The following is a 16,149-nucleotide window of genomic DNA, read 5'->3' on the forward strand; positions in this document are numbered from 1 at the left end:
TCTCCTCCCTACTTATCCGTTAAATGTACATACCCTGGACGTGCCCACTTACGATCTACCTCAATACCAGCTTGAGGATGACGTTTTTTATTACGCGGGTTCGCTTTTGGCATCGGATTTTCGCCATTAACTTCTAACACTTCCATGCGCACTTTCGTCTGTTTATAAGCAGGTGTATTCGTACGTACGTCAACAGCAGGGCCTGTTAAGAAATTAATTGCCGATTCATTGTCTGTAGAGTTCATCGGTACATATAACTCATTCGCTTTTACACGATCCGTTACAAGTGCCCGTAATTTTAGTGCTCCAAAAGGAGAAACAAGGCGCACTAATGAACCTGTTTTCACGCCACGTTCTTTTGCAAGTTCTGGAGAAACTTCAACAAAAACGCCAGGTACTTTCGTTTGAATACCTGTTGATTTATTTGTCATATTTCCTTCATGGAAATGTTCTAACATACGACCGTTGTTAATGTGAAGGTCGAACTCCGCTGGGAATTCAGCTGGACGTACCCAGTCAGCAATCGCAAAACGCGCTTTTTTATCTGGGAAATTAAATCCATCTTGGAAAAGTAGCGGTGTATTCGTTCCATCAAAACTTCCCCAATGGAAACTATTCCATCCTTCAAGTACTTCATAGTTTGCTTGTGAGAATAGCGGTGATAAGCTTGCCATTTCAGCAAAAATTTCACTTGGGTGACTATAATTCCAGTTTGCACCTAATTTATTCACAATCTCCTGCACGATCCACCAGTCTGGCTTCGCATCACCAAGTGTAGGAAGAACTTGATACAATCTTTGCACACGTCTCTCTGTATTTGTGAAAGTACCTTCTTTCTCAAGAGATGGTGCTGCCGGTAATACAACATCTGCGTATTGAGCAGTTTTAGAAAGGAAAACATCTTGTACAACGAAGAAATCAAGGCTTGATAACACTTCATGTACATGATTTGCATTCGAGTCTACAAGAGCCATATCCTCTCCGACAAGATACATAGCTTTCATCTTTCCTTCTTCAATTGCGTGAAGCATTTCAATATTATTAAGACCTGGTTCACTATCAATTTCCACTCCGTAAGCCATTTCAAATTTCGTACGTTCCATATCGTTCGTAACGTGCTGATATCCAGGAAGCCATCCTGGTAAAGTTCCCATATCACAAGCACCTTGTACGTTATTATGACCTCGAAGTGGGTAGGCACCTGCACCTGAACGACGATAATTCCCTGTTGCAAGAAGTAAGTTTGAAATTGCAGCGGAAGTATCAGAACCACCTGTATTTTGCGTTACCCCCATACCCCAAAGGATACATGTACCATCTGCATCACGAATCATTTCAGCCATTTGGATAAGTGTTTCTGTTGAAATACCTGTTACTTCTTCTGCATATTCAAGTGTATATTCTTTTAAGCTCTCTTTAAAATCTTCAAAGAAGTTTACATTTTCATTAATAAACTCCTGATCATGCCAACCTTGATCAATCATATATTTCGCAACAGCCATTAACCATACTTGGTCTGTTCCTTGTTTTGGACTAATAAAGACATCTGATCGCTCTGCCATTTCTGTTTTACGAAGATCCGCTACAATTAACTTTTGTCCGTGTAATTTATGTGCCCGTTTAATACGTGTAGCTAAAACAGGATGACCTTCTGTCGGATTACATCCTACAATAATAACAAGACCAGATTGCGCAATATCTTTAATCGTTCCTGCATCACCGCCCATACCAATTGTACGGAATAAACCATCCGTTGCTGGTGATTGGCAATAACGTGAGCAATTATCAATATTATTCGTTCCAAATACTTGCCGAGCTAATTTTTGAATGACATAATTGTCTTCATTCGTAATTTTAGAGGAAGAGATAAATCCGATAGAACCTTTGCCGTACTCTTCTTTAATAGCGCCTAATTTATTTGCAACTACATTCAGTGCTTCTTCCCATGTAGATTCAACAAACGTTCCATTTTTACGAATTAATGGTTTCGTAATTCGTTCTTTAGAATTTACGAAGTCCCAACCAAATTTCCCTTTTACACAAGTTGAAATTGCGTTAACTGGCGCATCTGAAGATGGTTGTACTTTCAGGATTTTACGCCCTTTCGTCCACACTTCAAATGAACAACCGACACCGCAAAATGTACATACTGTTTTCGTTTTCTTCGTACGAGTCTCACGCATGGCCGCTTCCACTTCTGATACCGCAAAAATACCGCTATATCCAGGCTCAACTTCTTTAATTAAATCTACCATCGGTTCAAGAATATCCGGCTTTAATCCCGTCATAAATCCAGCTTCACCAAGCATTGATTTCTCCATTAAAGCATTACAAGGACAAATCGTTACACATTGCCCACAGCTCACGCATGAAGAATCATTGATATCTACGCCATTATCCCAAATAACACGAGGACGCTCGGCTTCCCAGTCGATAGATATCGTTTCATTTACTTGTAAGTTTTGGCACACCTCTACACATTGACCACATGTGATACATTGATTAGGGTCGTAGCGATAAAACGGATGAGTCATATCAACTTCACTTACATCTACTTTTGGTTCGTAAGGATATTTTTGATGTTCAATCTCCATTAATTCTGCAGTATTATGCAGTTTACAGTTCCCATTATTGTTGTCACATACCGTACAATATAATAAATGGTTTTCTAATAATCGATCCATCGCCTCTGTTTGTGCTTCTTTCGCACGACCAGAACCGAGTTCAATGTCCATACCTTCCGTCGCCACTGTCGAACAAGATCTCATCAACTTTCCATCAACTTCTACAATACAAGTGTCACACGTTTGAATAGGGTCTACTTCTGGTACATAACAAATTTGCGGATGTTCAATCCCGTTGTCATTAATGATGCCTAATATCGTTGAACCGGGCTCCGCTGTATACTTTTTTCCGTCAATTGTAATATGAACCATGTTGTCATTCATGGTCTTTCCCCCTTTTTGAGAATAAAAAAACTCCACCACGAAAATATACGCACCACATTTTGGGCACGTTATCATCATGGTGGAGTAGTGTATTAGCACATCTTGCTAAAATACCAATCCATTTATTCATAAATAAAACGATAGATTCATAACAGGTCATATCACGATTCCATCTTTAACATTATTATTATAGCGTTAAAGTTAAAAATATACAATATGTAATTTAAACTACGCATATGTCTGCATGCAACTATCCATAATAACCCATATAAAGTGAAACTTTAATCAGCCTTAACCAATCGGGCTTTTACGGGCAGCCCGTTAATCCGGGATAAAACACAACAAGGAGAAAGTGAACAAATGGGGTCTTTTAAAAAATGGATACGCGGTGAAAAATCTTTTTCTGCACAAGAGCAAGCTGATCATACATTACATAAGCCTATTTCTTCTTCTCTTCCACTTAATTTAAAACACTTGTCCAAGTTATTTAGTGGTATTCCAGAATTAATTACACGTACTTTTCCGTTAAAAAACGGCCAAGAGGCTGCTCTTATATATGGAAGGACTTGTAGATAAAACTGTTATTAATGTAGATATTCTTCGTCCTCTTTTATTTAAAGAGTGGAATGAGGACGATTTTTGGGAATCTTCCGTTTCTATCGGAAATATAAAAAAGGTTCAGAAGTGGACAGACATTGAACAATCCCTTTTACATGGTAAAAGTATTTTATTTATAGAGGGGCAACTATCAGCTTTAGAACTAGATACGCAAGCGGCACCAAAAAGAAGCATTGAAGAACCTACAACAGAGACATCAATAAAAAGCTCACATGAAGGATTTAATGAAGTAGCGAGCGACAGTCTCGCTCTTATTCGCCGATATATCCCAAATCGCGAATTAAAGGTGAAGGAATTCACCGTTGGCGAGCGAGCAAGTTCTAAAGTTTTTTTACTTTACCTAGCAGACATCGCAAACGAAGATGTCATACAAGAAATGACATGCCGCATTGAATCAATAAAAGTGGATGCTATTCTTACTACCGGTGAATTAGAAGGTTTTGTTGAAGATAATTCATACACGCTCTTTCCACAATTATCAATAACCGAACGTCCTGATACGACGGCCCGTCACATTTTGAATGGGCGAATCGCTGTTGTTGTAGATCGCTCACCCGGCGTATTAATTGGACCTATGACCTTTTCAGCTTTTTTTCAAACAATAGATGATTACAGCTTCAGGCCAATGATTCCATCTTTTATACGTCTCCTTCGTTTCACAGGATTATTTATTGCAATTTTTGCTCCTGCTCTTTATATTGCTATGATTTCCTTTCATTATGAAGTGATTCCGCTTAAATTATTGTTAACAATCGGCGAGTCTCGTGCTAAAATTCCTTTTCCACCTATATTAGAAGCACTTTTGATGGAATTAGTACTTGAAATGCTCCGTGAAGCTGCGATTCGGCTTCCGGGTCCCGTTGGACAAACGATCGGCGTCGTAGGAGGAATTGTAATTGGATAGGCTGCAGTGAAATCGTTATGAAAGCGCACTTCTTCTTCTATTACAAAAGAAGGCTAATACACCAGTTTCTCTTACAATGAAGATCCCTTCTACTCGAGTTGAAAGTAATAGTAATTTAAAAGATACAGAAGGCAACGATTTCGTAACTATAAATGTTCTTAGCATGAATCGTAACATTCGTTCAGGCTATAGCGATAACCGTTTCAAATTTAATATTAAAATGAATTTAAAAATTGCTATATCTGAGATTACATTCAATATGGATTTAGATAAAGATAAAAAGAAATTAACTTCACTTATCGCAAAACAACTAAACAAAGATTTAAACGAATTAATTCACAAAATTCAAAAACAGCAACTGGATCCATCGGATTTGGTGATTATGCGAGGGCTTTTCAATATAAAGAATGGAAGAAGGTTGAAGACGTTTGGCCTAATTCCTTTTCCAAAGCTAGCGCAAAAGTAACACCGACTATCAAAATTTTAGAAAGTGGGATTATTAAATAAAAAATACACGCTATCTGTTCTTATAAGTATAAAGAACAGATAGCGTGTTTTCATTTACATGACAAGTATTATTTCAACAGACTATACTCTATTTCCGTTTCTAACATTACTATGTTTTTTTGCGTATATAAAATATATAAAAACACCGATTATAATCCATGCCACAAAACTAATTAAAGTAAGCTTAGAAAGGTTCAAAGCTAAATATATACAACTTACTATTGAAACGATAGGTAAAAAAGGTACTAGGGGCGCACGGAATGGTCTTTTCATATTAGGATGTGTCTTCCTTAGTACAATGACAGCTATAGATACAAAAACAAATGCTGTTATCGTTCCCATATTCACTAAATTAGCCAATAAGTTCAAATCCACTAATCCCGCTAATAAAGCTGCTAGTATGCCTGTAACCCATGTATTAAAAAATGGCGTTTGTAAACGTTTATGAACACTGGAAAGTCTTTTTGGTAATAACCCATCTCGACTCATCGAGTAAGATACACGAACAAATGCAAACATAGCTACTAACAGAACTGTCGTTAGCCCCGCTATTGCCCCCACCGATAACAAGCCAGCAATTCTATCTTCTCCTACAGTGCGCAACGCATATGCAACTGGATCAGCAACATTCAACTCCGTAAACGGAACCATTCCAGTCAACACGAATGAAACTCCTACATATAGAACGGTACAAATGAATAAAGAAACAAGTAGCCCAATCGGTACGTTACGCTGTGGACGCTTCACTTCCTCTGCAGCTGTTGCAACTGCATCAAATCCTAAAAAAGCAAAGAATACAGTGGCTGCTCCTCCTACCACACCGTGAAAACCAAACGGTAGAAATGGTTGCCAATTTTCTGGTTTTACATATTGTGTCCCTACAATAATAAATCCTACAATAACAGCCAGTTTAATAATAACCATTATATTATTAATTCGGGCACTTTCTTTTGCACCACGACTTAATAAAAATGTTACAACTAAAATAATCAGAACTGCTGGTAAATCAATAATTCCACCCTTCCCCATGCCAGGTGCTGATGCAAAGATTGTAGGGATGTGAATATTAAACCCTAGTAGCAATGACTGAAAATAAGCTGACCATCCTGCTGCCACCGCAGAAGTTGCTAATAAGTACTCCAACATCACACACCAACCAACTATAAATGCAAAAATCTCACCTAATGTCATATATGTATACGAATATACACTTCCTGAAACTGGAACTGCAGATGCAAATTCAGCATAACAGAAAGCTACACATGCACATACAATGGCCGCTAATATAAATGATAATACAATCGCTGGACCAGCATGTTTCGCCGCTACGATACCAGTTAATACAAAAATCCCTGTACCAATAATCGCTCCAATTCCTAAAAGAGTTAAATCAATCGCTCCTAAAGTTTGATTCAATACTTTTTTCTTTTCTTCATCCATTGTTTTCTTTATTAAAAGACTCATTCATTGAAACCTCTTTTTCAAGTTTATCTCTTACTACTTACAATCTTTATTACTGTTCTGTTTAGAAAATAAAATTATACACAATTTACTCCTTTTCTCTTATAGACTTAGCAATCTTAAAAACAGAAAAATCAATCTTTTTAACTCATAGTAAATTTTAAAAATAATTATTGCGAAAATACATCTCTAAGAATGCTGATTGAATTTATCATACAATTAATTATATTGTCAACAATATAATTAATTAAACAAAGACGGTTAATTATGTATCAAATGTTATTTTTAAACATAATTATTTTCTCGAAAACATTGTTTTTTTCTGTTTTCATGTTCATATTCATTTTCCCTCACTGATTTTTATACAATTTTCATTACATAGAATTCAAATGAAATCACCATACCTTTAATCAAAATACTATCTTTAAATAATAATTCATTTGAAGTTATGTAACCTTTTTAAGCGAATAAAAAAGTGCAGATTTTCATCTGCACTTTTTTTATTCTTTCACTTCAGCTTCTGCACTACTATTTTCAAGATTCTCTTTCTGAGCTTCTTCTTCTATCTCAGCTGAAATCATTCCATAATAAAGTTCTGGATACAATCCAAATATTTGATACACACTTCCTAAAAACGGCATCAGAATCCCTCTTTTCTAAAGTTGTATTGCCACTTTTAAGGATTCCCTTTTCATTCATTATACATTCGTTTTTGGCGTTTCTTCTTCATCTTGAACACTTAATAAATTTTGCCACTTTTTATAAGGAGCGCTATTCGGATCCACATACCCTTTTGCATAAGAACGATCCCACAATTGTTTAATTAACATTTCTTTCTCTTTCTTCGCAACCATATCGGCACCTGTACCGTAATAGTTTTGAAAGTATAGTTCGATTTCATCAAGGAATAATCTTAATAATTCATCTGACGTTTCTTCTAACGTCGGATCATACTTCGCTTCACGGTCATACATTAAAATCATATCTAAAAGATTGTGAACATGTTCTTTTCTAAGCCATCTTACATCTTGAGCTCCTAATACGAACGGATGTGTATATAAATGTCCACCTTGAATCATTGCCTTTTCTTGCTCTTCTTCAAATCTGGACAAGATGTTTTCATAAATAAACGGATTATGAAGTAATGCTCTGTGTAATTTATAACTTTCACTTGAAATATTTTTCCCCATCGACTGAATTAAGAAGCTACGTCCAACGCCGTTATATTGATACACAAACTGCCCATCAACAGCAACTAAACTAATCCAGCGATACATATACGCATATAGAAGGGCACGATTACATTTATCGTAGTCTAACTTCGTTTGAGTCGCATTCAAGTCGGGCATAAAGGCTGGTAAGTGCCAATACTTATCTAAATGCGGCGTTAAACTAGATTTTTTACTATTTAATTTGTTCACACGGCGATAATATGATTGGAAGTAGTCACCTTTATCATTCATAAAACCGTTCGCAATGTGTCCTGATGATAATTTAGGAAAATCTTGCAATGATAAACCGTAATGTGCCCGGTAACAGATCACTTCAAATGGTGAAAAAGCTTCATGTACTGTATCTTTTTCTTTAAACATTTCTTGAATTAATTCTTCTTGCAGTTCTTTCTTTAAAGTTGGATGTATACCCCAATATTGTAATTCCCTATGGTGAGAAACTTTCGGCACGAATGGACTAGCTAAATGGAACAGATCTTCAATTTTTTCACGAACGTATTCATCACGATCACGCTTCTTATAATCCGCTTCTTTTCGCAATGCCTCTATAATATTAAGTTCTAATTTATCACGATAACGTACTTGTAATTCATCATAACAATAGCTCAATATATGTTCACGATAAAAATCTTCTACCTTTTTCGATTGAATCTCTTCCGTTTTCGCATCCCGACAATATTCCCCATACAAACTCATATAAATTTCTGCTGATATATCTTTCGGCAATACACCTAAATTTAAATGTTGCTGCATATCTTGCCATATTTTTTCTTGCAACTTCTCTTCCGCTAATACGTATACATTCGTTGGGTTTGTTTTCCCTTCAAACTCCTTACTTCTTTTTTGAATTTCAAACAATAAATTTTCACGTGTTTCATGTAAATTATCAAAAAACCTTTCCCAATATTGAATCATTTTATTAACTGCTTGATATAACGATTGATAAACGAGTTCTAACAGCATTTCTTTTCTGTACTCATTTAATTTGTGTACATATTGCGTTACGATATCTTCAAATTCTTTTTTAAATAAACGTTGTTGATTATTCACCATTTTTCCAAACCAACCTTGTTGCTGAGCGATTTCAACGCGGCGTACAGCAGTTACCGTTCCATCTATATTACCTACATTAAATTTTTTATCATAATTTTGAATTACATTACGCTTCTGTTCATTATTTTCATGTAGTCGATTCATTTTTTCTACTAACTGCTTTCGAATTTCATATAACATAAAACGCGCTGCTACTGGATGAACAGGGTCTGTTTTCTTTAAAAACCATGTATTTAATTGATAGGACTGTCCTTCAGACCCACTTGGTGAAAAACGGTCTGATTCAATCATGTCATATAAAAGTGTCGTTACATGTTCATGTACACGGCTCGGAATCGCATACGCATATAAACGAACCGCATGATCTACTCTCGCTACTTCTCCTTTCATTTGTTCCATCATTTTTAGTTTCGCAGCTGAAATTTTACACTCGTGCTGCAAACGATTTAATTCCTCATCTTTTTGCACTGTGCGCTGTACATAGCTTTCTACAGCTTCTAAAAACAGTTTAGATTTCGCAACTCCGAGCTTACCGCCCTCTGCTCCTTCACGCGTTTCATTGTACATTTGTCTATAGAAAATATGGGCTTGTTCTGGACGGGTAGCAAGATGTTCTAAATCCTCTAAATAACTTTTGCCACGCTCTGGCTTTTCACGCTGCATACCACGTTTTACATCTTGGTCGTACCTTTGCTTCTTTTCTTGAAAGAGTTGATCCAAATGAAGCCACGATTCGTCTAAACCTTGCACAGCCCATTTTAAAGCACAATATTTTAACACATGTTCATATGGATAAATGAGCTTTGCTGTTCCTGCCCCGCAATATCGTCCTTTCCCGCTTGATTCTGCCAATTGCTGAATTTGATTATCTTCCTGTGCAAAATGACTTGTGGACATCGGACTAAATAACTGTAAATAAATCGTATTTGCCATCTGCTCCATATAATCCGATAAATTGTGTAAATGGTGTCCATGTAAGTTTTCGTAATCGTATAAGAAACAATAATTGTACGGTAAATGATGTTGTTTAATCGTATGATTCGTTCTTCCATCCTCATCTACTTGATCCGGACGGTATTCTAATTCAATCGTTACACCACCGCGTTTTGATAATTCTCCAGTTGAACCGAGCGTAATGGCATGCAATTCTTTTAAAGACGCATAACCATTTGCTTGCACCGTTTCAAATTCTTTCGCACTAACCGTTCTCGTCTTCACTAACACATCAGGCATTAAAAATGCACCGCGTATTAAAATGTTATGATGCTGCAGTTTTTTCCGAAGCATTTCACGTAAATATAATGCAATTTGCAGAAACATCCCCGAACCTGTTCCGCCTGCTAGTGATGTTACAATAATAACTCGCACACCATATTCCGTTTGATCACTTGTAACCGGAAAAATCTTCTCAATTTCTTGCCAAAAGGACGTCAATTTATCTTCTTTCATCGCAGCACGTAACGCTAAACGTGAAATGACGCGTAACTGTCCTGCTCCTTCTGTTAATGGTTTATCAAGTATAGTTGGATCCATTGGAAACCACTCTGGAATCGTTGGATCTCCTGCAATATACTCTCTAGGCGTTTTACTTGAACTCGTTTGTGTCTTAAACTTTCGAATATGATCAAATTTACTCAATGTATTCACATCTGTATCAAATACGTGCATCGCTACCTTTTTTCGGCGCTCTTCAGGCAGTTTTTCATATATTTGATGCGTCACAGTACTACCGATTCCACCTAATCCAATTAATATCGTTGGAACTTGTAATGTCATGTGAACCACCTTCCTATTCTTGCTTGTTTAAAAAGAAAGGGAAAGAAAGCTAAGACTCCCCTCTTATCCCTACCTACTATTCACATTCATATTTGTAAATCTCCTTACCATATCCTCTATCAATTAATAAAAGTTCATTTGGATATAGTGTCTTATGCTCCATTCCTACTTCTTCCTCTGTTATAAACATCCCATCAATAATCATTCCTACTACTTGTGACTCTTTCGCTACAAAGACAGATTTCGAGCCTTTCTTGGCTATAAACGTAACGGATTGCACAGTTTTTCTTTCTGCTCGAAATGGGATACCAAAATAATGTTTCCACCATTTATTTCGAAGTAATTCTGGTTCAGATTGATATAACCAATCTTTCGCTACTTCTTGATCCCATTCGTAATACAATAGCGCTTTCCGGTGAAATCTTGGACGAACAATCCATCCTAAAACGATTATGCCTACTACTAGCAGCAATAAAGTGATAGGAATGACAAACTTAAAAATAAGCGCATACTTTTCATAAAACGGCGCACTTTGAATATGGAGTGATATTTGCTTCTTTACTTCTTGTAATTTCGCATCTTGTATAACGATGGTAGCTTCTACGGTGCCAGTATCTGTGAAATTGAATGTGTCGGAGTAATAAGGACGAGGATAAACGTAAATTTGATTACCACGTTGTTTTATTTCATAGTTGATTGATTGTTTAGATGTGACACCAGTAGATTTTAATAGTTTCTTTACAGCCCCTTCTGTCATCGGCTTACCATCTAACTTTGGTTGTAAAATAAACGGTTTACTATTCTCTAAATTCGTTACTTTTTCTTCATAATCTTTCGTAACAGTTTGAAGTGATAATTTTGGCTTTTCTGTTGTTTCAATTTTGAATTCTTTCGTCTGTCTGTAAAATCCCTTTATATTCATATGAACTTTTCCACGTACTAACCCTTTACCAATCTTCGTTTCGTAATAAAACACATGCCTCTTATCGTTCCACTTCATCGGATATTGTTTTCCGTCTATTTCTACTTCTGCTTGAAAGTAAGAAGACTGAATTGGTAACTCAGTAGGCTTTGCTTCAATAACAGCAGTAACACCTTCGTACATTTGTTCAACATTTTTTTGACTATTATCATCTTTGTCATAAGTAGAAACCGTATAGTTAAGCGCTGGTTCAACAAGTACTTGCAATCCTTCTTTCTCAATATCCCGATCCACCTCTATCGTATATGTTCCTGGTTTAATGACTTCCTGATTTTCCGTGCTTATATGAGCTATATTTCCGAATAATTTCGCTTCTCCGGGTGCATGTATGGAAAAAGAAGACTGTAACTGTAATGGTTTCGAAATTTGTGTGACCTGATAATTAGACAGCGAAGGCGATTGTCGTACAAGCGTCATACGCTTTAATGGGAACGGCGTTGTAATCTCTACTTTCTTTCCTACTACTTTCGTTTTTACAATCGATTCAACGGAGGAGAATGGATCACGATTCGCAACTAATGCTGCCACTTGATTTACACTTTTTACAATGCCATCCTCTCCGCTTGACGGCATCGTAACTCCGTTTATCTCTTTCTTCCATATTTCTTTAAACGTATTTAATTGTTCTTTTTCTTGCTGCCCTAAATCCTCTTCCATCGTAATTAAGATAGGATGTAAAGATATCTTTTTTACATCCATTTCTTTCTTAAAGTCTGTTAGTTTCTTTGTAATTTGTTCTTTTCCGCCAACTTTATCTTTTTCTAGATCATTAAATGCCCCGTCAGTTAATACAATAAGCCAAAATTCACGTTTTCCATCTATATCTGCTTCCTTTTTTATAGATTGCATCGCCGTCTCTACTGCGCTAAAAGGAGTATTTAAATACGTTTTCCACGCTCCAATTCCTTCAATTTCTGTTTGCCTTTTATCCTTCGTTAACGAAATGTTTAACGGATTATTCGGCTTGCTCATTGGAACATAAGAAAATGTATCTTTTTCATCTAATAGCGCAACTAAACTTTGCAAAGCGTAATTGGCATATTTCCAGCGATCGTTATTTCTCATGCTGCCCGAATCATCATATACAAGTGAAACGACCCTTTCCTTTGCCTCCTCTCCTTTTGCAAAAGTCCAATAAGGATGTAACCATATAAATAGAAACAACATGAATGTGGCACAAATTCGAATTTTCATGATGAGGCTTCGCCACCTTTGTAGACAAATTCCTATGTTTAAATTTATGAGAGGAAACAAGATATATGACTTGTATTTTAGGACAACTAACCCACCATAACTTTATTATGTAAACATATATACACACTTGGTAATATTCTTTATAGCATTTTCTATCCAATTATATAGGCAAAAAAGCCTGTCTAAGCTCCATACTTAAAACAGACTTTTCCTACTTTTCATATTAAAAACACACAACAAAAAGTTTGATTTTTTAATTAGCACATTACTTCAATTGTAAATCCACCAGGCGCTTCAACATAAAACGTATACGCATGTGCATGTTTAGGAGGTTCAACCAAAAATCCATCTTCCTTCAATCTTTGATTCATTTTATTTATTAGTTCCTCATTTTCTTGCGGAAATCCTACATGAAATGTTTTAGGATACTGAACTTCTTTCCCTTTCATTAAATTTAGTATAAACCCATCCTTATCACGCATAACTGCAAAGCCATTTCCCCTCGTTCCACTTCAAATTAATCCAAAATATTTTTCTAAAAATTCTCTAGTAGCTACTACATCTGTAACCGTTAAATTAAGATGCCTAATTTTCTAATACTTTATCATATAAAGTAAAACTTTGATCAGTGGGGCGTTTACGGACAGTCTGGCTCCCCCTAATTTTTTTGCTCCAGCCAAATTTTTTGGTAGGAGTTTTACTGCCCAAAAATAGCGGGATAAATAAAAAACACGCCTTTCACAGCGTGTTTCATTGCTTCACATATACTTCAACAATTGGATTATCTTTGTTATCTGCATGTAAGCGTATATTCGCTTCACTCGTATTATAAATGCTGGCTAATAGCATAATCGTTAACAAATTAGGAGTCTTAGCATCACTTCCGTATTTTCTTTCAAGCGCTTCTTTATATTCAAACTCTAAATCCCCCTGTATATATGTATACACTTCAAATCCATCTTCTAAATTGCAAACTACTGTATCAATAATATCCGCTCCTACTTGTTTCTTCATTTCATCTCGCAATGCTTCTATAAATTCTTTCCACGGTACTTCGTATGTTTGAAACTGATCTGTAGATTTCATTGCCTTTCCCTCCTTACTATATCCTTTCTTTATATTTCCCCTTTCATATAACAATTATGATAGGTAGGTCATTCGTACAAGCCGCACTTGTCCCCCTTACATATCGTATTACTGTAAGGGGGAAGGAGGACAGAACATGCATAGACAAAGATGTTATGATACGTGCCGACGTTATTTCGGTAAAGTTGTTCGAATTGAAGATCGTGATGGTCGCATTCATTTAGGCAAAATAATCGATGTGACAAATGAATCTGTATGGATCGAACCAATGCAACAGCGCTCATCTTTTGATACAGGATTCGGATACTATGACGCATATACAAACGGTGGTTGTGATCTTTGCGGCGGCATTAGCAGATGTGATAGTTGCGGATTCGGTTGCGGTGGTGGATTCAGTAGCTGTGGATGTGGCGGTCGTGGTTGCGGTAATTGTGGTGGCGGCGGCTGGGGTGGCGGTTGTGGCTGGGGCGTTGAACTTGGATTTGGTTTCATCTTCGGAATTACTTTAGCTGCATTATTTTTCATTTAACATAGTAAAGAGTTGACTACCTTTAGCCAACTCTTTTTCTCTACTTTTCACATATAAATATACGGTGTCCTAAAACATGTTGGTACATACGTCGTACGTTTTCATGTTGTACCCATGCCTCATATAACTCATTCGGAATATATGTTGATACATTCCATTCCGGCTCTTCTATATAGCTAGATATCGTTTCTGCAATTGTACCACCGCCAGCAATTGTAATTCTTTTGAAATTTGCTTTCTGAAATAGTTGTACCCACTCATTCTCAGTTAATAATTCTTTCATGCCATATAATTGGGCAATTTTTTCTTCCTCACTCTTCTCAATATGTGTATTAATAATCATTTCAATGACAACAAGCTTACCATCCTTCTGTAATACACGATAGCACTCTGATATAACCCTTTCTTTATCTGTAAAAGCGAGTATCGATTCCCCAAGCACAAACTCAAATGAATCATTTAAACAAGGTAATCGCTCTGCATCACCTTGAATCAATTGTACATTCAATCTTTCAAACAACCATCTATCTTTCGCTTTTTGAATCATAATTTCATTCTTTTCAATCGCTGTTACTTTATAACCGAATTCTTTTGTCATGTAAGCCGCTGTTTTCCCCGTACCACAACCTATCTCAAGGACATCCGCTCCTTGTCTAAGAGGCAGTTGTGCTAGCAATTGTTTTGTTAACGTAAAACCACCAGGATGAGCACTTCCTATTCCGTAATAAGCTAAGAAATCGATGTAAGTATTTCGTTCCATGGGATTCTCCCTTTTTTATTTTATATATTCAAGGAAGAATGAAAAGTGCATAAAAAAAGGGCGCATCACGCGCCCCCTCAGCTTATTTTTCCTCACCGATATATGCCCATTTGTAGCTGTAATCTCCACCAACTGGGTGGTGAACAATTCCTTTTACTTTTGCTCTTTGAACAATTGCATCACCACGTTGATATAATGGTGCAATTGCTGCATCTTCAAGTAACATTTTCTCAGCTTTCAGTAAGCTATCCCAACGCTCTTTCGTTTTCGTTAATAGCTCACCTTTACCTTTTTCTACAATTTCATCATATTTCTTATTTGAGTAACCAGTTTGGTTATGAGGTCCATCTGTAACGAACATATCAATGAATGTCATTGGATCTAAGTAGTCAGGTCCCCAACCAGCGTAAGATAAATCATAATCTAGATCTGATTCTAATTTTAATTTTTGTTTAAACGGCTGGTTTTTCAAGTTCACTGTTAAGCCTGGTAAGTTTTTCTCAAGCTCTCCTTTTAAGAACTCCCCTACTTTTTTCGCATTATCGCTATCATAGTTTAGCAGCTCAATTGTTACTTGATCTTTTCCAAGCTCTTTTTTCGCTTTGTCCCAATGCTCTTTTGCCTTTTTCACATCCGTTTTTAAAATATCTCCATTTTCTTTACGGAAGTCTTTTCCATCCGGACTCTTAGCAAATTCTTTTGGTACTAAGTAATCTGCAGGTGTAGATCCGTCATTTAAAATAACATTCGTTAAACCTTTTTTATCATACGCCTTTGCAATTGCTAAACGTAAATCTTTGTTCTTTAACACCGTATCTTGACCACCACGTTTTTGATTTAAACGTAAGAAGAACGTTGATGGTGTTTTTTGTGTATAGAAATCTGGATTCGATTTATATTTGTCAACAAATTCAGATACTAATCCTGAACGGTCAATCTGTCCACTTTCATATAAGTTGACACGTGTACCGCTATCTTTTACTACGTTAAAGTTGATTTCTTCTAACTTAACTGTTTTATTATCCCAGTACTGTGCGTTTTTCTTTAATTTCCAACCTTCTTCATGTTTCCAGTCTGTTAATGTAAATGGTCCGTTGTA

9 protein-coding genes and 3 pseudogenes are annotated in these 16,149 nt (G+C 36.4%); 3 read left to right on the top strand and 9 right to left on the bottom strand.

All coding sequences use genetic code 11. From position 1 onward, the window contains the following. Positions 1 to 8 precede the first annotated feature (8 nt). Positions 9 to 2,948 (bottom strand): formate dehydrogenase subunit alpha, encoded by a 2,940-nt coding sequence (gene fdhF, locus JDS92_RS13490; protein WP_199632036.1) that lies wholly within the window; start codon positions 2,946 to 2,948, stop codon positions 9 to 11. 360 nt (positions 2,949 to 3,308) lie between these two features. Between fdhF and JDS92_RS13495 the strand changes: the two are divergent. Next, a pseudogene (locus JDS92_RS13495) lies at positions 3,309 to 4,467 on the top strand (spore germination protein); the annotation flags it as partial. Positions 4,468 to 4,546: 79 nt separating this feature from the next. Next, positions 4,547 to 4,977: pseudogene (locus tag JDS92_RS13500) on the top strand (Ger(x)C family spore germination C-terminal domain-containing protein). An 81-nt stretch (positions 4,978 to 5,058) separates the two neighbouring features. Here JDS92_RS13500 and JDS92_RS13505 read toward each other — a convergent pair. From JDS92_RS13505 to JDS92_RS13530, 6 genes and pseudogenes are all read right to left on the bottom strand, one after another. Then, on the bottom strand, positions 5,059 to 6,441 hold the full coding sequence (locus tag JDS92_RS13505) for an APC family permease (RefSeq protein ID WP_000054728.1): 1,383 nt from the start codon (positions 6,439 to 6,441) through the stop codon (positions 5,059 to 5,061). Positions 6,442 to 6,938: 497 nt separating this feature from the next. Then, on the bottom strand, positions 6,939 to 7,079 hold the full coding sequence (locus tag JDS92_RS13510) for a hypothetical protein (RefSeq protein ID WP_001116188.1): 141 nt from the start codon (positions 7,077 to 7,079) through the stop codon (positions 6,939 to 6,941). Between the two features lie 57 nt (positions 7,080 to 7,136). Further along, a complete protein-coding gene (locus tag JDS92_RS13515) occupies positions 7,137 to 10,499 on the bottom strand; it encodes a tubulin-like doman-containing protein (RefSeq protein ID WP_098178440.1) in 3,363 nt (1,120 codons plus the stop codon). A gap of 76 nt (positions 10,500 to 10,575) precedes the next feature. Next, positions 10,576 to 12,675 (bottom strand): vWA domain-containing protein, encoded by a 2,100-nt coding sequence (locus JDS92_RS13520; protein ID WP_098911798.1) that lies wholly within the window; start codon positions 12,673 to 12,675, stop codon positions 10,576 to 10,578. 257 nt (positions 12,676 to 12,932) lie between these two features. Then, positions 12,933 to 13,265, bottom strand: a pseudogene (locus JDS92_RS13525) (VOC family protein). Between the two features lie 160 nt (positions 13,266 to 13,425). Beyond that, a complete protein-coding gene (locus tag JDS92_RS13530) occupies positions 13,426 to 13,761 on the bottom strand; it encodes a hypothetical protein (protein WP_000842916.1) in 336 nt (111 codons plus the stop codon). Between the two features lie 136 nt (positions 13,762 to 13,897). On the opposite strand from JDS92_RS13530, the gene JDS92_RS13535 reads away from it, so the two are divergent. Then, the gene (locus tag JDS92_RS13535; RefSeq protein WP_000555013.1) at positions 13,898 to 14,290 is read left to right on the top strand and encodes a hypothetical protein; all 393 of its coding nucleotides are present in this window, start codon (positions 13,898 to 13,900) and stop codon (positions 14,288 to 14,290) included. 40 nt (positions 14,291 to 14,330) lie between these two features. Here JDS92_RS13535 and JDS92_RS13540 read toward each other — a convergent pair whose 3' ends face one another. Together JDS92_RS13540 and JDS92_RS13545 are read right to left on the bottom strand one after the other, a co-directional pair. Then, positions 14,331 to 15,050 (bottom strand): class I SAM-dependent methyltransferase, encoded by a 720-nt coding sequence (locus JDS92_RS13540; protein WP_000440863.1) that lies wholly within the window; start codon positions 15,048 to 15,050, stop codon positions 14,331 to 14,333. Positions 15,051 to 15,132: 82 nt separating this feature from the next. Next, positions 15,133 to 16,149 (bottom strand): peptide ABC transporter substrate-binding protein (locus JDS92_RS13545; RefSeq protein ID WP_199632037.1); only part of this gene is annotated, 1,017 nt, incomplete at its 5' end.

Origin of the sequence: Bacillus cereus group sp. N12 (assembly GCF_016483575.1) — a bacterium.
GTDB lineage: Bacteria > Bacillota > Bacilli > Bacillales > Bacillaceae_G > Bacillus_A > Bacillus_A toyonensis.